Annotated in this window: 24 protein-coding genes; 4 read left to right on the top strand and 20 right to left on the bottom strand. The window is 67.1% G+C overall.

The window, feature by feature from the left end; genetic code table 11:
* Positions 1-100: 100 nt before the first annotated feature.
* The 5 genes from CXK94_RS06800 to CXK94_RS06780 form a co-directional block, all read right to left on the bottom strand.
* On the bottom strand, positions 101-940 hold the full coding sequence (locus CXK94_RS06800) for a DUF2797 domain-containing protein (RefSeq protein WP_102893736.1): 840 nt from the start codon (positions 938-940) through the stop codon (positions 101-103).
* Positions 940-1,218, bottom strand: coding sequence for a YeaC family protein (locus tag CXK94_RS06795; RefSeq protein ID WP_102893735.1), 279 nt, complete (start codon positions 1,216-1,218; stop codon positions 940-942). Before CXK94_RS06795 ends, CXK94_RS06800 begins: the two co-directional genes overlap by 1 nt.
* A 230-nt stretch (positions 1,219-1,448) precedes the next feature.
* Positions 1,449-2,321: a rhomboid family intramembrane serine protease gene (locus CXK94_RS06790; RefSeq protein ID WP_102893734.1), complete on the bottom strand. Its 873-nt coding sequence runs from the start codon at positions 2,319-2,321 to the stop codon at positions 1,449-1,451.
* Positions 2,318-3,286, bottom strand: a complete 969-nt coding sequence (locus tag CXK94_RS06785) for a metallophosphoesterase (RefSeq protein WP_102893733.1) — start codon at positions 3,284-3,286, stop codon at positions 2,318-2,320. The genes CXK94_RS06790 and CXK94_RS06785 overlap by 4 nt, the downstream gene beginning before the upstream one ends.
* Entirely contained in the window at positions 3,286-4,173 is an 888-nt protein-coding gene (locus tag CXK94_RS06780; protein WP_037036952.1) for an NAD(+) kinase, read from the bottom strand. The genes CXK94_RS06785 and CXK94_RS06780 overlap by 1 nt, the downstream gene beginning before the upstream one ends.
* A gap of 208 nt (positions 4,174-4,381) precedes the next feature.
* On the opposite strand from CXK94_RS06780, the gene CXK94_RS06775 reads away from it, so the two are divergent.
* Positions 4,382-5,341 (top strand): DUF1853 family protein, encoded by a 960-nt coding sequence (locus CXK94_RS06775; protein ID WP_102893806.1) that lies wholly within the window; start codon positions 4,382-4,384, stop codon positions 5,339-5,341.
* Positions 5,342-5,413: 72 nt separating this feature from the next.
* Positions 5,414-6,625: a chromate efflux transporter gene (chrA, locus tag CXK94_RS06770; RefSeq protein WP_102893732.1), complete on the top strand. Its 1,212-nt coding sequence runs from the start codon at positions 5,414-5,416 to the stop codon at positions 6,623-6,625.
* A gap of 128 nt (positions 6,626-6,753) precedes the next feature.
* Here the strand turns inward: chrA and CXK94_RS06765 are convergent, their stop codons facing one another.
* On the bottom strand, positions 6,754-7,506 hold the full coding sequence (locus tag CXK94_RS06765) for a sulfite exporter TauE/SafE family protein (protein ID WP_102893731.1): 753 nt from the start codon (positions 7,504-7,506) through the stop codon (positions 6,754-6,756).
* Positions 7,507-7,621: 115 nt separating this feature from the next.
* On the opposite strand from CXK94_RS06765, the gene CXK94_RS06760 reads away from it, so the two are divergent.
* Entirely contained in the window at positions 7,622-8,578 is a 957-nt protein-coding gene (locus tag CXK94_RS06760) for a LysR family transcriptional regulator (protein WP_102893730.1), read from the top strand.
* A gap of 155 nt (positions 8,579-8,733) precedes the next feature.
* Here the strand turns inward: CXK94_RS06760 and CXK94_RS06755 are convergent, their stop codons facing one another.
* The 6 genes from CXK94_RS06755 to speE all read right to left on the bottom strand — a co-directional run bounded on the left by CXK94_RS06755 (position 8,734) and on the right by speE (position 14,311).
* A complete protein-coding gene (locus tag CXK94_RS06755; RefSeq protein ID WP_102893729.1) occupies positions 8,734-9,075 on the bottom strand; it encodes a ribonuclease E inhibitor RraB in 342 nt (113 codons plus the stop codon).
* 216 nt (positions 9,076-9,291) lie between these two features.
* The gene (locus CXK94_RS06750; protein ID WP_102893728.1) at positions 9,292-10,026 is read right to left on the bottom strand and encodes a proteasome-type protease; all 735 of its coding nucleotides are present in this window, start codon (positions 10,024-10,026) and stop codon (positions 9,292-9,294) included.
* A 93-nt stretch (positions 10,027-10,119) separates the two neighbouring features.
* Positions 10,120-10,914 (bottom strand): transglutaminase family protein, encoded by a 795-nt coding sequence (locus CXK94_RS06745; RefSeq protein ID WP_102893727.1) that lies wholly within the window; start codon positions 10,912-10,914, stop codon positions 10,120-10,122.
* Entirely contained in the window at positions 10,911-11,861 is a 951-nt protein-coding gene (locus tag CXK94_RS06740; protein WP_102893726.1) for an alpha-E domain-containing protein, read from the bottom strand. Before CXK94_RS06740 ends, CXK94_RS06745 begins: the two co-directional genes overlap by 4 nt.
* A complete protein-coding gene (locus CXK94_RS06735) occupies positions 11,862-13,274 on the bottom strand; it encodes a circularly permuted type 2 ATP-grasp protein (RefSeq protein ID WP_102893725.1) in 1,413 nt (470 codons plus the stop codon).
* Between the two features lie 176 nt (positions 13,275-13,450).
* Entirely contained in the window at positions 13,451-14,311 is an 861-nt protein-coding gene (gene speE / locus CXK94_RS06730) for a polyamine aminopropyltransferase (protein WP_102893724.1), read from the bottom strand.
* Between the two features lie 200 nt (positions 14,312-14,511).
* Between speE and CXK94_RS06725 the strand changes: the two genes are divergently transcribed.
* Positions 14,512-15,387 (top strand): DNA-3-methyladenine glycosylase family protein, encoded by an 876-nt coding sequence (locus CXK94_RS06725; protein ID WP_102893723.1) that lies wholly within the window; start codon positions 14,512-14,514, stop codon positions 15,385-15,387.
* Between the two features lie 16 nt (positions 15,388-15,403).
* On the opposite strand, the gene CXK94_RS06720 is transcribed toward CXK94_RS06725, so the two are convergent.
* From CXK94_RS06720 to aroC, 8 genes are all read right to left on the bottom strand, one after another.
* On the bottom strand, positions 15,404-15,964 hold the full coding sequence (locus CXK94_RS06720) for a histidine phosphatase family protein (protein ID WP_102893722.1): 561 nt from the start codon (positions 15,962-15,964) through the stop codon (positions 15,404-15,406).
* A gap of 3 nt (positions 15,965-15,967) precedes the next feature.
* Positions 15,968-16,159 (bottom strand): PLDc N-terminal domain-containing protein, encoded by a 192-nt coding sequence (locus CXK94_RS06715; protein WP_102893721.1) that lies wholly within the window; start codon positions 16,157-16,159, stop codon positions 15,968-15,970.
* 10 nt (positions 16,160-16,169) lie between these two features.
* Complete coding sequence (locus CXK94_RS06710; RefSeq protein WP_037036914.1) at positions 16,170-16,373, bottom strand: PLDc N-terminal domain-containing protein; 204 nt, start codon at positions 16,371-16,373, stop codon at positions 16,170-16,172.
* A gap of 82 nt (positions 16,374-16,455) precedes the next feature.
* Positions 16,456-17,139 (bottom strand): acireductone synthase, encoded by a 684-nt coding sequence (gene mtnC / locus CXK94_RS06705; RefSeq protein ID WP_102893720.1) that lies wholly within the window; start codon positions 17,137-17,139, stop codon positions 16,456-16,458.
* A 1-nt stretch (position 17,140) separates the two neighbouring features.
* The gene (locus CXK94_RS06700) at positions 17,141-17,686 is read right to left on the bottom strand and encodes a 1,2-dihydroxy-3-keto-5-methylthiopentene dioxygenase (protein WP_102893719.1); all 546 of its coding nucleotides are present in this window, start codon (positions 17,684-17,686) and stop codon (positions 17,141-17,143) included.
* Between the two features lie 36 nt (positions 17,687-17,722).
* Positions 17,723-18,343, bottom strand: a complete 621-nt coding sequence (locus tag CXK94_RS06695; RefSeq protein WP_102893718.1) for a methylthioribulose 1-phosphate dehydratase — start codon at positions 18,341-18,343, stop codon at positions 17,723-17,725.
* Positions 18,340-19,491, bottom strand: a complete 1,152-nt coding sequence (locus CXK94_RS06690) for an MFS transporter (protein ID WP_102893717.1) — start codon at positions 19,489-19,491, stop codon at positions 18,340-18,342. Before CXK94_RS06690 ends, CXK94_RS06695 begins: the two co-directional genes overlap by 4 nt.
* A gap of 138 nt (positions 19,492-19,629) precedes the next feature.
* A complete protein-coding gene (aroC, locus tag CXK94_RS06685; protein ID WP_102893716.1) occupies positions 19,630-20,721 on the bottom strand; it encodes a chorismate synthase in 1,092 nt (363 codons plus the stop codon).
* Positions 20,722-20,763 lie beyond the last annotated feature (42 nt).

Genomic DNA, 20,763 nt, shown 5'->3' with positions numbered 1-20,763 from the left:
TGTAGGGTGGAAAACGGCGCAGCCTTTTCCACGCTGTTGTTCCAGGCCACTCGCTCATCCTTGAGCCTGTTATCGGTGGATAAGCAAAGCGTTATCCACCCTACGCAGTGGCACTGGCGACCACCTGGTAGGCGGTGAACTTGCGGATATTGATCACGCCGGTATCCAGGATCAGGTATTGACCCTTGATGCCCTTGAGCGTGCCCTCCACCACCGGTGTCTTGTCCAGATCGAGACTGACCACCTTGGTCGGGTAGGCCTCCACCGGGTAGCGGATTTCCACCACCTCGGCATCGCTCAGCGGCTGGATCGCCTGTAGGCCGAAACGCTGCTGCAGGTAGCGCAGGCCCTCGGCGCAGGCGTCGAAGATGCGTTCACGGGTCTCGAACAGGTCCACCGGCTCGGCATCGCCCTTGAGCAGCGCGCGCCAGTTGGTGCGATCGGCCACCTGGCTGCGCAGCAGGTCCTCCACCAGGCCTGACTGCTGCCGGGTCGCCACCCGCATGATCGGCAGCGCCTGGCTCGCGCCCTGGTCGAGCCAGCGCGTCGGCAGCTGGCTGGCGCGGGTGATGCCGACCTTGATGCCCGAGGAGTTGGCCAGGTAGACCACGTGGTCGGTCATGCAGAACTGCGTACCCCAGTCCGGATCGCGGCAGGTGCCCAGTTCGTGATGGCATTTCTCCGGGCTGACGATGCAGGTGTCGCACTGCGGCAACTTCTTGAAACAAGGGTAGCAATAGCCCTGGCTGAAGCTCTTGTTGGTCTTGCGCCCGCAATGGCTGCAATGGATGGCGCCGAGGTACTCCAGGCGCAGGGTCTTGCCGATCAGCGGATTGACCGGCACCAGCCCTTCACCGAGGCGAAAGGCGTACTGCACCGGCACGCCCGATTCGAGCTGAACCGACATCTTCTCCAGCGCACCGCGTCCGAGTTCCAGCATCAGTGGCGCGTTCCGGAAGCGGGTGCGAACAGGCTGGTATCGATGGGCGCCTCGGCCTTCTTGCTCTTGGAGCCACACTCCGCCCCGCCCATGTAACCGGTGCGCTCTTCTTCCGGAAGATTCTTCATTTCCCAGGCGATGATCGCCTGCATGCAGGTTTCCTTCTGCTCGGGCGTGAGCTTGCGGCCGTCAGCCCATTTGCCCAGTTCGATGGCCTGCTTGAGGCTCGCGTAGATTTCGGGGGTGATGTTTTCGGCGGTTTGGATAAAGGACGACATGGCCAGCTCCCAGGGAAACGAGCCGGCATTCTAGCGGAAAATAGCGGCATGCTTCAGGCTGGAAGCTGGAAGCATCGGGGTGTCTTGCATCGGAGAGGAACATCGCCCCAAGGGCGGGCCTCCCACAAAAGCGGTAGGTGCACACCGAACCCTGTGGGAGGCACGCCCTCGCAGCGATTGCAGGCGGCAGGACTGCCAAAAGTTCAAAGCATTGCCGAAAGGCGGCGCCGCTACCGCCCGCTCGCCTTGCGCGCCAGCAACCCGCCGATGATGCCGGTGACGCAACCGGCGACCAGCCCGCCGACGTGCGCGGCATTGGCGATCGCCAGCGTGCCGAAACTCAGCACCTCGATCACCCCGCTCAGGCACACCACCAGCCAGATCAGCATCAGCACCACCACGCCTGGCGGCAGCCGGTAGGCGTTGTCCGGGGCGAGCTTCTGGAACAGCCAGCAATGGCCGAGCAGACCGTAGAGCACGCCGGACAGCCCGCCGAAGATACCCGGGCCGCCGAACAGGTACTGGGCGAAATTGGAAACCAGGCCGAACAGCAGGGTCAGCGCCAGCAGCATCCAGGCGCCCTGGCGGAATTCGATGCGCCGCCCCAGCTCCCAGTACCACATGCCGTTCATCGCCAGGTGGAGGATGCCGAAGTGCACGAAGATCGGCGTGATCAACCGCCACCATTGCCCCGCCGCGAGCCCCTGCTCGAGCGTGGCGAAATAGGCGTATTCGCCATCGATGCGGAAGTCCGTGAAGGTCAGCCAGCGGATCACCGTGAAATTCTCGCCGAGCAGGGTAAGCCCCGCGACGACTAGTGTCAGCAGCAGGATCGCCGAGGTGAAGGGATTCGCCCGCAGCGCCGTGCCCAGGCCACCGCGACGGCGGGCCGGCTGCTCGGCGACCAGCGTGCTGTCGCCAGCGGGGTAGCGCGCATAGAGATCACGCACCTGCTCGACCACCGCGGCCGGCACCCGCAGCACCTGCTGGTCGCCTTCCTCCGAGACCCGGCAAGGCACCCGCAGGCGCTGCAGCAGGGCGATGAAGCCACTCAGGTCTTCCGACAACGGCAGGCGCAGGGCCTCGGCCACGGCGGCACTCACCGGAACACCGCGCGGACGTCGACCCAGACGAATTTGGCTGGGTCCAGGCGGGTTTCCTGGTCCAGCCGATAAGCCACCAGCTTGCCGTTCTTCACCGCGCTGTAATCCAGGCAGGCCAGGTTGTCGCGCAGCGGCCCCGGCTGCCCGCGGCGCCAGTAATGGCCGACGAACAGCAGCGGTTCGTCCGGCCCGTAGAGGAACAGGCGGTTCTTCTGCTGCTGCGACAGCGGCAGGCGCGCCGCATGTTCCGGCAAGCCGCCGGGCTGGAAAACCACGTCACCGTAGGTCTGCGGGTTCTCTTCCCAGAACTTGGTGCGGAAGAAGGTCCGCACGAAGCCTTCCTCGCTGGTCAGCGTCATGCCCTGCGGCAGCGGCATGTCGGTGCCGCGCAGCAGGCGGTCCAGCGCCTGGCAGATGAAGCTGCCGGGCAGGCCAGCCTCGCGCAGGATCGCCGGGTTGATCCGTCCCTCGTCGAGGAAGGTACGCAGTCGGGCGATCACATCGCCGTCCCAGCAGGCGTGCACCACGCGGAAACGTTCGTTCTCCAGGTACAGCGGCAGCTCGTAGAACCAGTCGCGAAAGGCCTGCCACTCGGCGGGATGATGCTCGAACTGCTGGAAGGTTTCCTGCAGCAGCCGGGCGAAGCGCGGCGAACGATCGCGCACGAACGCCCGGCCGCTACCGGGCGGCGCCGGCATGTACCAGCCCAGGGCGTTGAATTCGTGGTTGCCCAGGATGCAATGGGCCTGGCCGTGGTCGACCATGTCATGCACCAGGTGCAGCGCCTCGCGGATGTGCGGGCCGCGGTCGATGATGTCGCCGAGGAAGACCGCCTGGCGTCGCGGGTGGCGCCAGATGCCAGCCTGGCGGTGATAGCCGAGGCCCTCCAGCAGACGCGCCAGCGCGTGGGCACAACCATGCACATCGCCGATCAGGTCGTAGCCGCGTTGGGGATCGAGCTGCATCAATCGCCTCCGCCGAGGCGGCTGCCCCAGCCGAGCTTGGTCCGGCAGACCTCGTAGTAGTTGTGGTCCAGCGGATGGATCAGGTGCAGCTTCTGCGGCTTCTTGCGCACCGTGACGGTATCGCCCGGCGCGCAGGTGAAGTGGTTCTGGCCATCGCAGGACACCTGCGGGTAGATCTGCATGTTCGGCGACACCACGATCTTCAGCTCGCTGTTGCCGTCCACCACGATCGGCCGGCTGGACAGCGTGTGCGGGTACATCGGCACGACGACGATGGCGTCCAGCCGCGGGTGCATGATCGGCCCGCCGGCGGACAGGGCATAGGCGGTGGAACCCGTGGGCGTGGCGACGATCAGGCCGTCGGCCTTCTGGCTGCAGACGAACTGGCCGTCGATGTACAGCTCGAACTCGATCATCCGGGTCGACTTGCCCGGGTGCAGCACCACATCGTTGAGCGCATCGCCTTCGCCGATGGATTCCTCCAGGCGGCGCACCTGCGCCTCGAGCAGGAAGCGGTTTTCCAGGGTGTACTGGCCGTTGAGCACCTCGGCGACCTTCTCCTCCAGCTCGTCCGGGCGGATGTCGGTGAGAAAGCCCAGGCTGCCGCGGTTGATCCCCAGCACCGGCACCCGGTGCCTCGCCATCGCCCGGGCGGCGCCGAGCAGGCTGCCGTCGCCGCCGACCACGATCACCAGGTCGCAGGACTCGCCCAGCCGTTGCCGCGAGGAGGTCTGCATGCCATGCCCGGGCAGCACCTCGGCGATGTTCTCCTCGAGGATCACGTGCAGGTGGCGCTCGACGAGAAAGCGCTTCAGCCGGCGAATGGTGTCCAGCACCTGGGAGCTGCCCAGGCGGCCGATGATGCCGATATTGCGGAATTGCTCCATTGGGGCTCCCTGATGTGGCTGCCGAAAGGCGCACGGATGCGGAGTGCGGTGTATGCGCGGGACGCTGAACGTCGCGCGCAGCGTCGCCATTGTGCCAATCGCTTAGAGCGCGTGGTCGGCGCGGCTGTTCAAAATCGCCGAATTATGGGCGAAACCGCGAAGCAGCGGCAAACGCTCCTCGAGCATGCCGCTCAGCTATGCTGCTGGCATGAACCTCCCCGATCTCGCCGAGCTTCTGCCCCGACTCCAGCATCCGCAGGTGCGCGACCTCGCCTGGACGATTCTCGCTCCGCCGCTGCTGCGCGAGGCGCCCCGCACGCAACGCCATCCGCTCGCGGCCAGTCGCTGGGGCCGCGAACCGGGCCTGCTGGCCGACTGGCTGCTGCGCCAGGACGCGGCCCCCTCGCTGCTCGAATCCTGGTTGGGCCGCAGCAGCATTCGCCGGCTGGGGCTGTACTACGAACGCCTCTGGCAATTCATCCTCAGCGAGGCGCCGGACATCCAGTTGCTCGCCGCCAACCTGCCGATCCGCCAGGCCGGGCATACCCTCGGCGAACTGGACCTGTTGCTGCATGATCCGGAAGGCGTACAGCACCTGGAACTGGCCGTGAAGTTCTACCTGGGGCTGGATCGGCACGACGGCCATCAGCACGCCCACTGGCTCGGGCCGGGGAGCCACGACCGGCTCGATATCAAGCTCGATCACCTGTGTCGGCACCAGTTGCCCTTGGCAAGCCGCCCACAGGCGCTGGCGGTGCTCGGCGAACTGACCCGCAGTCCGGTGCACAGCAGCTTCTGGCTCGGCGGCTACCTGTTCGAGCCCTGGCCGCAGGGCTGCACGGCGCCGCAGGGTGCGAATCCGGCCTATCTGCGCGGCCGCTGGCTGCGCCAGGCGCAGTGGTCCCGCTACCAGGCGCGAATGCCCGATGCGCGCTGGCTGCCGCTGCCCCGCCCCGCCTGGCTGGCGCCGGCGCGCATGGAGGCCTCGCAGCTATGGCAAAGCGACCGTTTCGCCGCCTGGCTCGCCACGCAGCCGGCCACAGCCCGGGCCCAGCTGCTGGCTCGCGTGGAGACGACAGCCACGGGTGACTGGCTCGAACAGGAGCGCTTGTTCCTGGTGTCCGATGAGTGGCCACGCGTGCCGGCCTGGTCGCACACCAGCGAGTAATCCGTTCGTCACACGCAGCGGCTAGACTCGCCTGGTCCGCGTGCCCGCTCACTCCATCCGGTAGCTCGATACATGCCCGTTGTCCCGCACGATTCCGGCGAAACCCCGAGGCTCGGCCCCTGGACCGTGTTTCTAATTTTCCTGCGCCTGGGGCTGACCTCATTCGGCGGTCCGGTGGCCCATCTCGGCTATTTCCGCGAAGAATTCGTCCGCCGCCGGCGCTGGCTGGACGAGCACAGCTACGCCGATCTGGTCGCGCTCTGCCAATTTCTGCCCGGCCCCGCCAGTAGCCAGGTGGGCCTGGCGATCGGCCTGCTGCGCGGCGGCTATCGAGGGGCCCTGGCGGCCTGGGCCGGCTTCACCCTGCCCTCGGCCATTGCGCTGGTGCTGTTCGCGCTGGGTATCACCTCCTGGGCCGAAGCGCTGCCGGGCGGTGTGCTGCAAGGCCTGAAGATCGTCGCCGTTGCGGTCGTCGCGCAGGCCGTCTGGGGCATGACGCGCACGCTGTGTACCGATGCCCCGCGCATCGCCATGGCCGTTGCCGCGGCCATCGCCGTCCTGCTGCTGCCTTTCGTCTGGGGCCAGGTCGGTGTCATCGTGCTGGCCGGGGCGATCGGCCTGCTGCTGTTGCACCCCGAACCGAAGAGCACGCATGCGCCGCTGCCCATCGCCATCGGCGGGCGCAGCGCGTTGCTATCGCTGGGGTTGTTCGCCGTACTGCTGCTCGCTCTGCCCGTGCTCGCCCGGAGCGTGGAGAGCCAGGCACTGGCAATGGTCGATGCGTTCTATCGCACCGGGTCGCTGGTATTCGGCGGCGGCCATGTGGTCCTGCCGCTGCTGCAGGCCGAAGTGGTGCCCAGCGGCTGGGTCGACAACGATACCTTCCTCGCCGGCTACGGTGCGGCCCAGGCGGTGCCGGGGCCGCTGTTCACCTTCGCCGCCTTTCTCGGCGCCTCGATGAACGGCGCGCCCAGCGGCTGGCTCGGTGCCGGCTTGTGCCTGGTGGCGGTATTCGCCCCATCGTTCCTGCTGGTGGTGGGCACACTGCCTTTCTGGGAGCGCCTGCGCGCCAGCCGGCATGCCCAGGCGGCGCTCGCCGGAGTGAATGCCGCTGTGGTCGGCCTGCTGCTGGCGGCTCTCTACGACCCGGTGTGGACCAGTGCCATCAAGGGTATCGGGGATTTCGCCCTGGCGCTGCTGGCCCTGGCAGCGCTGATGTTCTGGAAGTTGCCGCCCTGGCTGGTGGTGCTGGCCGGCGGTATCGGCGGCTGGCTGCTGGCATAGCCGCGTTCGAGTATCGCGTGTTGGGCTTCGCTGGCGCTCAACCCAACCTACGCATGCAATGGCGTAGGTTGGGTTGAGGCGCGTCGAGCCGAAGCCCAACGCGCACCAGCATCCAGGCGCTCCCCGGTTCAGGTCTCGAAGGCCAGCAGCACCGCGCTGAGCACCAGGAATCCACTGAACAGCACGCGCAGCAGGCGCTCCGGCAAGGCGTGGGCGAGTCGCACGCCGAGGCTTATGCTGAGCAGCCCGCCGACCGCCAACGGCAACCCCAGCAGCCAGTTGACCTGGCCGTGCAACGCGTAGGTGGCCAGCGTCACCCCGGTGCTGGGCGCGGCGAGTGCCAGCGACAGGCCTTGGGCGACCACCTGCGAGGTGCCGAAGATCGAGGTCAATACCGGCGTGGCGATGACCGCGCCGCCGACACCGAACAACCCGCCGAGCGCACCGGCAAAGGCGCCCAGCACACCGAGCCAGGGCCAGGGATGGCGCAGCTCGCCGTTACCGGCCGCCGGGCGCAGGAACACCCGCAGCAGGGTATAGGCTGCCAACACCAGCAGGAAGCCGACGAAGATCAGCCGCATGCGCCCCGCATCCAGCGAGACCGCGATGGCCGCGCCGAAGATCGCGAAGCAGAAACTGGCGCCGGCCAGCGCCCCGGCATGGCGCCAGTCGATGCGGTTGCGCTGGTGATAGCGCCAGATGGCCAGCAGCACGTTGGGCACCACCATCACCAGCGCGGTGCCCTGGGCCAGTTGCTGGTCGAGCCCGAACAGCACGCCGAGCACCGGAATCGCGATCAGCCCGCCGCCGATGCCGAACAGCCCGCCGAGCGTGCCCAACGCCAGCCCCAGCAGCACATTCAGTCCGATATCCAGCAGCATGCCCCCGTACTCCTAGCCATGACGAAGGCGGCCATGCTACGCGCTCGCGGCTAGCGCCGACATGCAAAGCCACGCAAAATGGCTTTGCCTGATCCGCACAAGCACAGGAAAAAGAATGCAACCCGATGCACTCTCCGCCCAGCTCAGCCTGTTCATCGACGTGCTCGACGCCGGCAGCTTCTCCGCCGCCGCGCGCCGCCATGCGCTGACCCCCTCGGCTGTCGCCAGACGCATCGACGCACTGGAGAAATCGCTGGGCTGCCTGCTGTTCAGCCGCAGCACCCACGCCGTCAGGCCGACGCCGGCGGCGCTGGCCTTCGCCGAGCGGGCGCGGCGGATCGTGCAGGAGCTACACCTGGCCCGCGCCGAAGCCGCATCGCTGGACAGCACCCCGGAAGGCCGCATCCGTATCGACGCGCCCGCGCCGTTCGGCCGTCGGCACCTGGCACCGGCCCTGGCCGAGTTTCTCCAGGCCTATCCAAGCGTGGATATCCAGCTGCGGCTGATCGACAGCTTCGTCGACCTGCACGGCGAGCACCTGGGCGAGGTCGACCTGGTATTGCGCATCGGCCCACTGGCCGATACCCGCCTGGTCGCCACCCCGCTGGCGCCCATGGTACGCATCGTCTGCGCCAGCCCGGCCTACCTCGAACGGCGCGGCATGCCGACCCGGCCGGAGGAGTTGCTCGAACACGATGGCCTGGACTGGGATGCCCTGGCACCGCCACATGCCTGGCGTTTCGCGAGGGACGGCCGGACGCAGGCGTTCCGCCCGCGCCGTCTGCGCATGGTCGCCAACAATGCCGAGGCACTGCTGGCCGGCGCCCTGGCGGGGCTGGGCATCGCCCACCTGCCGACCTGGCTGATCAGCGACTACCTGCTGCGCGGCGAACTGCTGTCGCTGTTCTGCGAAGGCGGCCTGCCGCAACCGGAAGCCAGCGGCATCTATGCCCTGCGCCTGACCCGCGAGGCCGACTCGCGCAGCCGCTTGTTGCTGGAATTCCTGAAAAGCCGCTTCGGCCCGGTCCCGCCGTGGGACCAGGCGCTGCAAAGCGGTTTCAAGAGGGATTGAACGAGGCGCGGGCGATCCGATAACGCGGCAGGTTGGTGCCGAGCGCAGCGAAGCCCAACGGGGATCGGCACGAACGTGTTGGGCTTCGTCGCTTCGCTCCTCAGGCTACGCGCCCCGACCCAACCTACACACTGCGTCGCCAAATCACGGCGACGCTACAGGTTCCGCTCTTCGATCTCCTGGGTGACGCCCCAGCCATCGAGCACGCCGCCCAGGGGCTCGACCAGGTCCTCCAGATCCTGTTCGAAATCACCGATGCCGTCGAACGTCGCGTACATCACCTTGCTGACCTGCAGGTTCCAGGCGCCGTCCTCGCGGGGAAATATCTGCGTATTGATGGTTTCGCCGCGAAAGTTGCGCGCGGCCATTTGCGCGCGGTCCTGCTCCGGGAAGACCGCGTAGAAGTCGATGGGGTGCACGCGGGCGAAATCGAAGCCGCCCTCCTTCATCCTGCGCAGGACGGTGCTGCTGACATCCTCGTGGAAGGTGGTACTCATGAAACAACCTCCTCTCAAGCGTGGATGGTATTTGCCACGTGCTCAGCGGGAGATCGGCCCCGGCGTCGAGACATCGGGCAAACGGGTCGCGACTGCGTGAAGCGAAACGGCGCGAGCATCCTCCCATGCCCACAATGACAAGCTAGCAGGCCGCCAGACCGGTTGCACGGGCAGCGCGCCTGCCCGCCAGATCGACGGCCGCCGCGAAGCAGCCTCTCAATCCAGATAGAACCCCGGTGCCGCCGGCAGTTCAACCAGCATGCGCCGCAGGTTGCTGCACCACTGCCCGCGGATGTCCTCGTAGTAGGCATCGCCTTCCTCGACCCGATAGCCGTCCGGCAGCTGCAGGCTGTCCCTGCGGTAGACCAGCACGTCCAGCGGCATGCCCACCGAGAGGTTGCTGCGGATGGTCGAGTCGAAGGAGATCAGCGCGCAGCGCAGGGCCTGCTCCAGCGCCGTCGAGTGGCGCAGCGCGCGGTCGAGGATGGGCTTGCCGTACTTGCTCTCGCCGATCTGGAAATAGGGCGTGTCGACCGTGGCGCAGATGAAGTTGCCTTGCGGATAGAGGTTGTACAGTTGCGGCGCCTCGCCGGCGATCTGCCCACCGACCAGAAACGAGCTGCTCATGTCGATCCCCGACGCCATGCTCGGCGACGCGTCGTGCTCGACCACTTCGCGCAGCGTATCGCCCACCAGGCGCGCCGCCGCGAACAGCGTCGGCACGTTGTGCAGGTTCGGCCCCTCGCCCAGCAGGCGCTGGCGCAGCAGGCTGACCACGGCCTGGGAGGTGGCCAGGTTGCCGGCGGTCTGCAGCACGATCAGCCGCTCGCCGGGAATGCCGAAACGGTAGAGCTTGCGGAAGGTGGCGATGTGATCGACGCCGGCGTTGGTCCGCGAATCGGAAACGAACACCAGCCCATCGGCCAGGTTCATGGCGACACAGTAGGTCATGGTTCGTGTGGCTCTAGTGGATGAGGAGCTGCCGCAGGCGGCGCGCGGATGGTAACCCAACCGCCGCCCGCCGCAAGCCGGAGCGGCGCACGATCATTGCTGGCCCATCTGCATCGGCATGACCTGCACCCGCGCATGCATCGATTCGCCGCCGCCACCGCGACGCATGCCGCGCACCGGGCAGGCATCGAGGTAATCCAGGCCCACCGCCAGCTTCAGGTGCCGGTCCGGGCGCAGCAGCCGGTTGGAGACGTCGAAGCTGTACCACTGCCCGTCGATCCAGGCCTCGGCCCAGGCATGGCTGGCCAGATGGTCGCTGTCGTCGGTCAGCAGGTAGCCGGATACGTAGCGCGCCGGAATCCCCAGGCTACGGGCGCAGGCGATGAAGGCATGACTATGGTCCTGGCAGACCCCGGCGCCACCGGCGAAGGCCTGCGCCGCGGTGCTTTCCACCTGGGTCGCGCCTGGAGTGTAGAGCATGTGGTCGGCCAGTGCGTGCATCAGCCCGGCCAGGCCGTCGCGCCCGTGGCGGCTGCCGCACTGGCGGCGGGCGAACTCGGCCAGGGCATCGTCGGCCTGGGTCAGCGGGCTGGCGCGCAGGAACGGCAACGGCGAGCCGTCCTCGGCCTCGCATTCGCAGGCTTCGTCGATTTCCACCTGGCCACGGGCGCGGATGACGATCTCATCGTGCGGCTCGTCCAGGGTCAGCACGTGCAGCACGTTGCCGTAGGGGTCGCGCTGCGCCCGCGCTGGCCGCGGCAGTTCCAGTTCCCAGCTGAACACGCGCTGGCGCTGGCTCTGCTGGGGCGTCAGGCGCAGGTACTGGATGCTCGCGCGCACCTGGTCCTGGTAGCGGTAGCTGGTGTCATGGCTGATGGATAGCTTCATGCGGCCTCCAGGTAGGCAGAGTGAATGGCGTTGCCCAGCCGGCCGACCTGCTCGACGTAGGCGGTGATCCAGTCGTGCAGGCCGATTTCCAGCACTTCGTCGATGCTGGTGTAGCGCAGGCCCGCCTCCAGCTCGGAGGCCAGGCGCTGCGCCGGACGGCCGTTGTCCCCCGGCAGACTGGCGAGGATCAGTTGCAGCTCCACCAGGCAGGCGCGCAACGAGCGCGGCACGTCGGCGCGCAACAGCAGCAGCTCGGCGACCTTGGCGGTGCGCGGCGAGCCGCGGTAGATCTCGGCGAAGGCCTCGAACGAGGACAGCGCCCGCAGCAGCGCGCTCCACTGGTAGTAGGCGCGCGCCGAGCGGTCGTCGAGGTTCTCGCTTTCCTCGCCGAGCAGTTCGTGGCGGGCATCGAGCAGGCGCAGGGTGTTGTCGGCGCGTTCGATGAAGGTGCCCAGGCGGATGAAGCGGTAGGCGTCGCTGCGCATGATGGTGCCGACGGTGGCGCCGCGGAACAGGTGCGAACGCTCCTTGACCCATTCGCAGAAACGGCTGATGCCATAGCGCCCCAGGCCCTGTTCGGCGATGCCGCGCATCTCCAGCCAGGCCGCGTTGATGTTCTCCCACATGTCCGAGGTAATGCGTCCGCGCACGGCATGGGCGTTGCTGCGCGCCAGGCGCAGGCAGTTGAACAGGCTCGCCGGGTTGTCTTCGTCGAGGGCGAAGAAGTGCAGCATGCGCTCGGCGTTGAGCTGCCCGTGGCACGCCAGGTAATCGTCCAGCGTGCCGGTGATCAGCAGCGGCATGGCCAGTTCGTCGAGGCCGTCGCCACGGCCGTCCTGCGGCATCAGCGACAGCGAATAGCTGACGTCCAGCATCCGCGCCATGTTCTCGGCGCGTTCCAGGTAGCGGGACATCCAGTACAGATCGGCCGCGGTTCTACTCAGCATTCAGCAATCCTCCACGATCCAGGTGTCCTTGGTGCCGCCGCCCTGCGACGAATTGACCACCAGCGAGCCCTCGCGCAGCGCCACGCGGGTCAACCCGCCGGGCACCAGACGGGTCTCCCGGCCGCTGAGCACGAACGGACGCAGGTCGATATGGCGCGGAGCGATGCCGTTCTCGACGAAGGTCGGGCAGGTCGACAGGCTCAAGGTCGGCTGGGCGATATAGGCGCCGGGATTGGCCTTCAACCGGGCACGGAAGGCCTCGATCTCCTTCGCGCTGGCCGCCGGCCCGACCAGCATGCCGTAGCCGCCGGAGCCCTGGGTTTCCTTGACCACCAGCTGCGGCAGGTGTGCCAGCACGTGGGACAATTCCTCCGGCTTGCGGCATTGCCAGGTCGGCACATTGGCGAGGATCGGCTCCTCGTCCAGGTAGAAGCGGATCATGTCCGGCACGAACGGATAGATCGACTTGTCGTCGGCCACCCCGGTGCCGATGGCGTTGGCCAGCACCAGGTTGCCCGCGCGATAGGCCGACAGCAGGCCGGGCACGCCCAGCGCCGAATCGGGGTTGAACGCCAGCGGGTCGAGGAAGGCGTCGTCGAGCCGGCGGTAGATCACGTCGACCTGGCGCGCGCCGGCGGTGGTGCGCATGTAGACGCGCTCGTCGCGGACGAACAGGTCCGCACCCTCGACCAGTTCCACGCCCATCTCGCGGGCGAGAAAGGCGTGTTCGAAGAAGGCGCTGTTGAAGCGCCCGGGCGTCATCACCACGACGCAGGGATTGTCCAGCGGGCTGGAATGCTTGAGCGTTTCCAGCAACAGGTTGGGGTAATGGTTGATCGGCGCGATGCGCTGCGCGGCGAACAGCTCGGGAAACAGCCGCATCATCATCTTGCGGTCCTCGAGCATGTAGCTGACCCCGCTGGGCGTGCGCAGGTTGTCCTCGAGCACGTAGTAGGTGCCGTCGCCGTCGCGCACCAGGTCGACCCCGGCGATGTGCGCATAGGTGTCGCGATGCAGGTCCAGCCCCTGCATCGCCGGCTGGTAGCCCTCGTTGGCCAGCACCTGTTCCGGCGGGATGACCCCAGCCTTGAGGATACGCTGCCCGTGGTAGAGATCGGCGAGGAACAGGTTGAGCGCCTGCACCCGCTGGATACAGCCGCGCTCCACGGTGCGCCATTCGCTCATCGGGATGGAGCGCGGAATGGTGTCGAAGGGGATCAGCCGTTCGGTGCCCTGCTCGTCGCCATACAGGGTGAAGGTGATGCCGGCGCGATGGAACAGCAGATCCGCCTCGCGCCGCCGTTGTGCCAGCACCTCGGCCGGCGTATCGGAAAGCCAGGCCGAGAAGGCCCGGTAGTGCGGGCGGCATGCGCCGTGCGCGTCGTGCATCTCATCGTAGAAAACGCGGTCCATGCGGAGCCCTCGGACAGTAACCTGCCCAACGACAGTGCAAAGCTCGCGCCACGCCGAATACCCCTTTTAGAACAAGGAATTGGAGATGGAACGAAAGCGGCCCGCACCGTTTCCGGGCGGGCCGCATGAGCTGGATCCTGTGGGTGCCCCGTTATGAGACGCCCATCACGAACGGATCAATCGTTGCTGGGCTTGTTGATCGCCTGCAGCACGTACTGCGGCAGCGCGAACGCGCCCAGGTGGACGTGCGGGTTGTAGTAGCGAGTGACGATGCCACTGCCGGCGAAGCGCTGCAGCAGGGTTTCCAGCGGCAGCTTGCGGCTCTCGGCATTGCAGGCGCCCCAGGCGAAGGTCATGGCGCCGCCGATATAGGTCGGCACCGCCGCCTGGTAGAAGTGCCAGTCGGCGAACAGCCCATGCATGCGCCTGGCGGTGGTCTGTACCTCGCCGAGTTGCATGAACGGCGTGCCGTTCTGGGCGACCAGGATTCCGCCCTCGTTCAGGCAGCGGCGGCAGGCCTGGTAGAAGTTCTCCGAGAACAGCACTTCGGCCGGGCCGATGGGGTCGGTGGAGTCGGAGATGATGACGTCGAACGTCTCTTCGGTGGTGGCGACGAAGTGCATGCCATCGTCGATCACCAGGTTCAGCCGCGGGTCCTCGAAGGCGCCGGCGGAATGGTTCGGCAGGAAGGTCTTGCACATCTCCACCACGGTGCCGTCGATCTCGACCATGGTGATGCGCTCGATGTCGCGATGACGGACGACTTCGCGCAGGATACCGCCGTCGCCGCCGCCGATGATCAGCACGCGGTGCGCCAGTCCGTGGGCGAGTATCGGCACGTGGGCGAGCATCTCGTGGTAGATGAACTCGTCGGCCTCGGTGGTCTGGATCACGCCATCGAGCGCCATCACGCGGCCCATGCGGGCATTCTCGAAGATCACCAGGTGCTGGTGCTCGGTACGCACTTCGTGCAGCAGCTTGTCCATCCGGAACCGCTGGCCGTATCCCTCGTAGAGAGTTTCCTGATAGTCGCTCATAGGGAGTCTCCCTTGGCAGGCGGCCGAAAACACAGGGAATTCAACGGCCTGGTAGCTGGCTGGCGTGACGGGTAGCGCCTGTCGGCCACCCATGGAAAAGGACGCGCATTCTACGTTGGCCGGTGTTACAGGGGGAACCACGCGGGTTTGAAAGCACACTTTGGGGCGACAAGCCGCAGCCCAACCGCTAGGGTCTGCACATGACCGAACCCTTGCACCTGCCCTACCTCGAACCCTGGGACTGGCAACAGTTCCACCACCATTTCGCCCTGCGCCTGCTTCCCGGCGTAGAACGGCTGGACGCCGAGCGCTACAGCCGCAGCCTGCGCCTCGGCACTGTCAGCGGCTGGCTCAGTGTACGGCCGTTGGCCGATCGCCCGGCGCTGGAACTGACGCTCAGCGATTCGCTGCAGCCGGGCCAGCAAGTGCTGGTCGGCAAGGTGCGCAAGATGTTCGATCTCGATGCCGATCCGCAGGCCATCGCCGGGCATTTCGCCGCCGATCCGCTGCTGGGGCCATTGGTCGCCGCCCGTCCCGGGCTGCGCCTGCCGGCGGCCTACGATCCGTTCGAGCAGGCGGTGCGCGCGGTGGTCGGCCAGCAGGTGACGGTCAAGGCGGCGGTGACCATCACCCGGCGCCTGCTGGAACGCCTCGGCGAGCCGCTGGCGGACGCCCCGCCCGGGCTGCATCTGCTGTTCCCCACACCCCAGGCGATCGCCGACGATCCGCTGGAGAACATCGGTATGCCCACCCGACGCGCACAGGCGCTGCGCCGCCTCGCCGCGGCAGTGGCCGAAGGCGCGCTGCAATTGCATGTCGAGGACGGCGCCGACGCCCTGGTCCGGCGCCTGTGCGAACTGCCAGGCATCGGCCCGTGGACGGCCGAATACATCGCGCTGCGCGGTTTCGGCGAGGCGGACGCCTTTCCCGCCGCGGATCTGGGCCTGCTCAAGGCCCCGCTGTGGGGGCTGGATGGCCTGACGGCCAAGGCCCTGACGTTGCGTGCCGAATCCTGGCGCCCCTGGCGCGCCTACGCGGCGATCCATATCTGGGACAACTACGCCAAGGGCGGTTGATCAGCCATGGCGCAATCTATGGCGGTGGGAGGCGGGCAAGGATCCGCGGCGGCACCGCCAGCGGTCGCGCCAGGATCAGCCCCTCACCCGACTGTGGAGAGACGCCGGTAAGCGCTGTGATATTGACCTGATGAGTAACCAGCACCGCCACCTCGCCGGGATCCAGTTCCGCCAGAGCTTCTCGCAGCGCGGCGGTCTGTCGCCGCTCGCTGGCCGGCGAGGCGAAGAACGAATCCAGCGCGGGCAGCGGCTCGACCGGAGCGAGTGCCATCTGATGCGCGGTATCCAGTGCCCGACACCAGCGGCTGCTCAGCAACCTCACCCAGGTCAGGCCTCTATCGCGCAGCAGTTCGCCCCAGCGTCGGCCCTGCGCTCTGCCATGCTCATCGAGGTTGCGTTGGGTACTGCAGTCATCAAGGATGAAGCCAGGCGGATCGCCCAGCCCCGGTGCGTTGGCGTGGCGCAGGAGCAGCAACGCTCGACCTTCGCGCAGCGCCTGCCAGGCTTCGTCATCACTCGCCTGCACCTGCCCGGCGACGAGCAGCAGCACGGTGAGCACCAGGCCGCTGCCACGCATGATTCACAACCGCGCCTTGCCGAACGGCCCGGCCGCCACCGCCCACATGATCAACCCGACCACCGGCAGCAGCATGATGACCAGGCTCCAGATCACCTTGCGGCCGATTTCGATATGGCCGAACCAGACGTGCGCGATGGCCAGCACATCCAGCACCAGTACCATCAGGGCCAGCGGCCCACTCAGGCTGTCCATACTGCGGCGCTCACAGACCGCGCTGATCGGGGCGGTTGCCGCGCGGCCCCATGATGCCCCAGATGATCAGGCCGACGACCGGCAGGATAATGATCAGCAACACCCAGAGCACCTTCTTGCCGGTGGCGCTGTCGCTGCGCACGACGCTGATGATCGCCCAGATATCCAGGATCAGGATGAGCAGGCTGAAGAGACCGCCGAAGGCATCCGACATGGGTACGCTCCTGTAGGGTGAGTACTTAACCTAGGATGCCAGCACAGCGGCAGGGTTCACTGACCTGCTCTTCGCCCTCCGCTCAGACGCGCGCCGGATCGATCAGGGCGAAGCTGGCGACCGTCTCGTGCGCGCCCAGCACGCCGCCCTCGCGCGCCAGGCCGCAGGTCCGCATGCCAGCCTGCTGCGCGGCATCCAGTTCCTCGAGCACATCGGAGAGAAACAGCACCGCTTCGGCCGGCAGGCCGATGGCCGCGGCGATGCGCCGGTAGGATTCGGCCTCGCGCTTGTGCCCGGAGGTGGTGTCGAAGTAGCCGCAGAACAGCGGCGTCAGGTCGCCGGCCTCGGAGCAGCCGAAGATCAGCTTCTGCGCCTGGATCGAGCCGGAGGAATAGACGTAAAGCCCATAGCCTTCCTGCTTCCAGCGTTGCAGCGCCGCCACCGCATCCGGATAGACGTGCCCCTTGAGCTGCCCGGCCCGGTAGCCTTGGGCCCAGACCATGCCCTGCAGCGCCTTGAGCGAGGTGGCCTTGCGGTCGCTGGCGATCCAGCCGAGCAGGATCTCGATCACCCGTTCCAGCTCCGCCGCAGGCTCGCCGGCCTCTTCGCGCACCGCTGCGATCTGCGCCGCCACCGCCGGCTCGCCGGCATGTTCGCGGAGGAAGGCCGGCAGGTGCTCGCGGGCATAGGGGAACAGCACGTCGAAGACGAAGCTGACCGCGCTGGTGGTGCCCTCGATGTCGGTGAGGATGGCCTTGACCGGCATCTCAGTCCTCCAGGCACGGAAAGCGGCTGGCAATGTCGTCGCCGGTGAACTGGGCGACCCAGCCTTCCGGGTTGTTGAACAGGCGGATGGCGACGAAGTGCGGGTTCTCGCCCATGTCGAACCAGTGGCGGGTACCGGCCGGCACCGAGATCAGGTCGTTCTTCTCGCAGAGCACGGCGTAGACCATGTCCTCGATGTGCAGGGTGAACAGACCGCGCCCGGCGACGAAGAAACGCACCTCGTCCTCGGCGTGGCGATGCTCGTCGAGGAACTTGGCGCGCAACTCGGCCTTCTGCGGATGGTCGTCGGTCAGGCTGATGACGTCGACGGTGACGTAGCCGCGCTCGCTCATCAGCTTGTCGATCTGCGGGCGGTAGGCGGCGAGCACCTCTTCCTGGCCGGCGCCGGCGGCGATCGGCGCGCTGGCTTCCCAGCGTTCGAGTTGCACGCCGACTTCGCCCAGGGTCGCGGCGATGTCTTCGATATGGGTCAGCACCTTGAGTGGCTGCTCCGGGCTGTTTTCGTGATAGACGCTGAGGACACTCATCTTGGCTTTCTCGTTGGAAGGGGTGGATGGACGGGATCAGCGGGCTTGCAGCATGCGCAGCTTCAGCTCGCAATCGAAGAGGAACTCGAAGGCCTCGACCTGGCGCAGCGCGTCGCTCATCTTCTCGCCCCAGGTATACAGGCCATGGCCGCGGATCAGGTAGCCGACGCAGTCGGGATGCGCGTCCAGCCAGGGCTGGACCCTGGCCGCCAGCCGGGCGATGTCCTGGTCGTTGTCGAAAATCGGCACCAGCACCTGCGATTCGTGACTCGAGATGCCGCTGAAGGCCTTCTGCAGCTCGTAGTCGGCGAACACCAGCGAATCACCCAGCGCCAGGCGCGAGAGCACCGTGGCGTTGACCGAATGAGTATGCAGCACCGCGCCGATTTCCGGCTTCCAGCGGTACAGCTGGGTATGCAGCAGGGTTTCGGCGGAGGGCTTCTTGCCCTCTTCCAGGCTGTTGCCGGCCATGTCCACGGCGAGCAGGTCGTCCGGCGCCAACTGGCCCTTGTGCTTGCCGGATACGGTGAGCAGCACCTCGGCGCTGGTCAGGCGTGCCGAATAGTTGCTGCTGGTGGCCGGCGACCAGCCACGCCCGTAGAGAAATCGCCCGGCGTCGATGATCGCCTGGACCAGGTGTTCACGCATGGCGGTCATGCCCGGTTCTCCTGCAAACGAAAGGCAATGATAACGGCTGCGGCCAGCGCCGCCAGACTGGCAATGGCGAAGGTCCAGCCCGGCCCCAGGCTGTTCCAGCTGTAGCCCGCGTACAACGCGCCCAGGGCTCCGCCGATGCCGGACAGACTGGCGTACAGCGCCTGGCCCTGGCCCTGCTGGCGGTGGCCGAAGCTGCGCTGGACGAAATGGATGGCCGCGGCATGGAAGCTGCCGAAGGTGGCGGCGTGCATCACCTGGGCGAGCAGCAGCACCGCCAGGTGATCGGCCAGGCTGCCCAGCAACAGCCAGCGCAGGGCAGCGATCAGAAGGCTGGCGGCCAGTACCCGGCGCAGCGAGAAACGCTCGAGCAAGCGCGCCATCGCCAGGAACAGCAGCACCTCCGCCACCACCCCCAGCGCCCACATCAAACCGATGGTGCCGCGGGCATAGCCCAGCGCCTCCAGATGGATGGTGAGGAAGGTGTAGTACGGGCCGTGGGACAACTGCATCAACGCCACGCAACCGTAGAAGGCCAGCACCCCGGGCCGGCGCAGCTGGGCGAGGAAGCCACCCTGCCCCGGCGCCTCGGGGCGCTGTCGCGGCTGGGCATTGGGCACCCAGAGACTGCCGGCGACGATACCGGCCATCACCGCGACCACCGCCAGCGGATACAGGTCCAGGCTCAGGTGCTGGAACGATTGCCCCAGGCCAACCACCGTCCCGATGAAGCCGATGCTGCCCCACAGCCGGATCCGGCTGTAGCGCGCGGCCTGCTCATGCAGGTGCGCCAGGGTGATCACCTCGAACTGCGGCAGTACCGCATGCCAGAAGAACGCGTGCAGGGCCATCACCAGCGCCAGCCAGGCGAAGCTCTTGTCGAAGAAGATCAGCGCGAACGACAGCAACGTGCACAGCGCGCCGAGCCGGACGATCTGCAGCCGCCGCCCGGTGACATCGCCGAGCCAGCCCCAGAGATTGGGCGCGAGGCAGCGCATCAGCATGGGAATCGCGATCAGCTCGCCGATACGCGCCGGGGAAAAACCCAGATGCTCGAAATACAGCCCGAGAAACGGCGCGGTCGCCCCCAGCAGGGCGAAATAGAAGAAGTAGAAGCCGGAGAGGCGCCAGTACGGGACGGATGCAGTCATAAGCGGTAAGCAGAAGCATCTGGTAGGTTGGGTTGAGGAGCACAGCGACGAAGCCCAACGATCGAGGACTCGGCCTGCATATGGTCGAGCCGGGATCGTTGGGCTTCGCTGCGCTCAACCCAACCTACGGCTTCAAGCTCATCGTTGTCCCAACACCGGCGTGCTCACGCGTACCTCGGCGTTCTGCGCGCGGTGGCGCAGCAGGTGGTCCATCAGCACGATGGCCATCATCGCCTCGGCGATCGGCGTGGCACGGATACCCACGCAAGGGTCGTGGCGGCCCTTGGTGATGACCTCCACCGGGTTGCCGTCGACGTCGATGGAACGCCCCGGGGTGGTGATGCTGGAAGTCGGCTTGAGCGCCAGGTGGGCGACGATCGGCTGGCCGGAGGAGATTCCGCCAAGGATGCCGCCGGCGTTGTTGGAGAGGAAGCCCTCCGGGGTCAGCTCGTCGCGATGCTCGGTGCCACGCTGAGCGATGCTGGCGAAGCCGGCGCCGATCTCCACGCCCTTGACCGCGTTGATGCTCATCAGCGCATGGGCGAGTTCCGCGTCGAGACGGTCGAAGATCGGCTCGCCGAGGCCCGGCATCACCCCTTCGGCGATCACGGTGATCTTCGCGCCGACCGAATCCTGGTCGCGGCGCAGCTGGTCCATATAGGCCTCCAGCTCGGGGACTTTATCCGGATCGGGGCTGAAGAAGGCATTCTGCTCGACCGAATCCCAGCTCTTGAACGGAATCTCGATGGGCCCGAGCTGGCTCATGTAGCCGCGAATCACGATGCCCTGGCTGGCCAGATACTTCTTGGCGATGGCGCCGGCCGCCACGCGCATGGCGGTCTCGCGCGCCGAGCTGCGGCCACCGCCGCGGTAGTCGCGGATGCCGTACTTGTGGCGGTAGCTGTAGTCGGCATGGGCCGGGCGGAACAGGTCCTTGATCGCCGAGTAGTCCTTGGACTTCTGGTCGGTGTTGCGGATCAGCAGGCCGATCGGGCAGCCGGTGGTGCGGCCCTCGAACACGCCGGAGAGGATTTCCACCTCATCGGCTTCCTGGCGCTGGGTGGTATGGCGGCTGGTGCCCGGCTTGCGGCGTTCGAGGTCGCGCTGCAGGTCCGCCAGCGACAGTTCCAGCCCCGGTGGGCAGCCGTCGACGATGGCCACCAGTGCCGGGCCATGGCTTTCGCCAGCGGTGGTGACGGTGAACAGCTTGCCGTAGGTATTGCCGGACATGCAGGGCGCTCCGCGATCGACCTAAAAACAGGGCCCGGCAGT

The sequence above is a fragment of the Stutzerimonas stutzeri genome, assembly GCF_002890915.1.
GTDB lineage: Bacteria > Pseudomonadota > Gammaproteobacteria > Pseudomonadales > Pseudomonadaceae > Stutzerimonas > Stutzerimonas stutzeri_AF.
Note: the sequence above shows the minus strand (reverse complement) of the source record. Positions and strands in the feature narration are given on the sequence as shown.

Bases quoted from the DNA above. Each gene is read 5' to 3' on its own strand.
- CXK94_RS06800 (WP_102893736.1), bottom strand. From the start codon at position 940: ATGCTGGAACTCGGACGCGGTGCGCTGGAGAAGATGTCGGTTCAGCTC.
- CXK94_RS06795 (WP_102893735.1), bottom strand. From the start codon at position 1,218: ATGTCGTCCTTTATCCAAACCGCCGAAAACATCACCCCCGAAATCTAC.
- CXK94_RS06785 (WP_102893733.1), bottom strand. From the start codon at position 3,286: ATGCAGCTCGATCCCCAACGCGGCTACGACCTGATCGGCGATGTGCAT.
- CXK94_RS06780 (WP_037036952.1), bottom strand. From the start codon at position 4,173: ATGGAGCAATTCCGCAATATCGGCATCATCGGCCGCCTGGGCAGCTCC.
- CXK94_RS06775 (WP_102893806.1), top strand. From the start codon at position 4,382: ATGAACCTCCCCGATCTCGCCGAGCTTCTGCCCCGACTCCAGCATCCG.
- chrA (WP_102893732.1), top strand. From the start codon at position 5,414: ATGCCCGTTGTCCCGCACGATTCCGGCGAAACCCCGAGGCTCGGCCCC.
- CXK94_RS06765 (WP_102893731.1), bottom strand. From the start codon at position 7,506: ATGCTGCTGGATATCGGACTGAATGTGCTGCTGGGGCTGGCGTTGGGC.
- CXK94_RS06760 (WP_102893730.1), top strand. From the start codon at position 7,622: ATGCAACCCGATGCACTCTCCGCCCAGCTCAGCCTGTTCATCGACGTG.
- CXK94_RS06755 (WP_102893729.1), bottom strand. From the start codon at position 9,075: ATGAGTACCACCTTCCACGAGGATGTCAGCAGCACCGTCCTGCGCAGG.
- CXK94_RS06750 (WP_102893728.1), bottom strand. From the start codon at position 10,026: ATGACCTACTGTGTCGCCATGAACCTGGCCGATGGGCTGGTGTTCGTT.
- CXK94_RS06745 (WP_102893727.1), bottom strand. From the start codon at position 10,914: ATGAAGCTATCCATCAGCCATGACACCAGCTACCGCTACCAGGACCAG.
- CXK94_RS06740 (WP_102893726.1), bottom strand. From the start codon at position 11,861: ATGCTGAGTAGAACCGCGGCCGATCTGTACTGGATGTCCCGCTACCTG.
- CXK94_RS06735 (WP_102893725.1), bottom strand. From the start codon at position 13,274: ATGGACCGCGTTTTCTACGATGAGATGCACGACGCGCACGGCGCATGC.
- speE (WP_102893724.1), bottom strand. From the start codon at position 14,311: ATGAGCGACTATCAGGAAACTCTCTACGAGGGATACGGCCAGCGGTTC.
- CXK94_RS06725 (WP_102893723.1), top strand. From the start codon at position 14,512: ATGACCGAACCCTTGCACCTGCCCTACCTCGAACCCTGGGACTGGCAA.
- CXK94_RS06720 (WP_102893722.1), bottom strand. From the start codon at position 15,964: ATGCGTGGCAGCGGCCTGGTGCTCACCGTGCTGCTGCTCGTCGCCGGG.
- CXK94_RS06715 (WP_102893721.1), bottom strand. From the start codon at position 16,159: ATGGACAGCCTGAGTGGGCCGCTGGCCCTGATGGTACTGGTGCTGGAT.
- CXK94_RS06710 (WP_037036914.1), bottom strand. From the start codon at position 16,373: ATGTCGGATGCCTTCGGCGGTCTCTTCAGCCTGCTCATCCTGATCCTG.
- mtnC (WP_102893720.1), bottom strand. From the start codon at position 17,139: ATGCCGGTCAAGGCCATCCTCACCGACATCGAGGGCACCACCAGCGCG.
- CXK94_RS06700 (WP_102893719.1), bottom strand. From the start codon at position 17,686: ATGAGTGTCCTCAGCGTCTATCACGAAAACAGCCCGGAGCAGCCACTC.
- CXK94_RS06695 (WP_102893718.1), bottom strand. From the start codon at position 18,343: ATGACCGCCATGCGTGAACACCTGGTCCAGGCGATCATCGACGCCGGG.
- CXK94_RS06690 (WP_102893717.1), bottom strand. From the start codon at position 19,491: ATGACTGCATCCGTCCCGTACTGGCGCCTCTCCGGCTTCTACTTCTTC.
- aroC (WP_102893716.1), bottom strand. From the start codon at position 20,721: ATGTCCGGCAATACCTACGGCAAGCTGTTCACCGTCACCACCGCTGGC.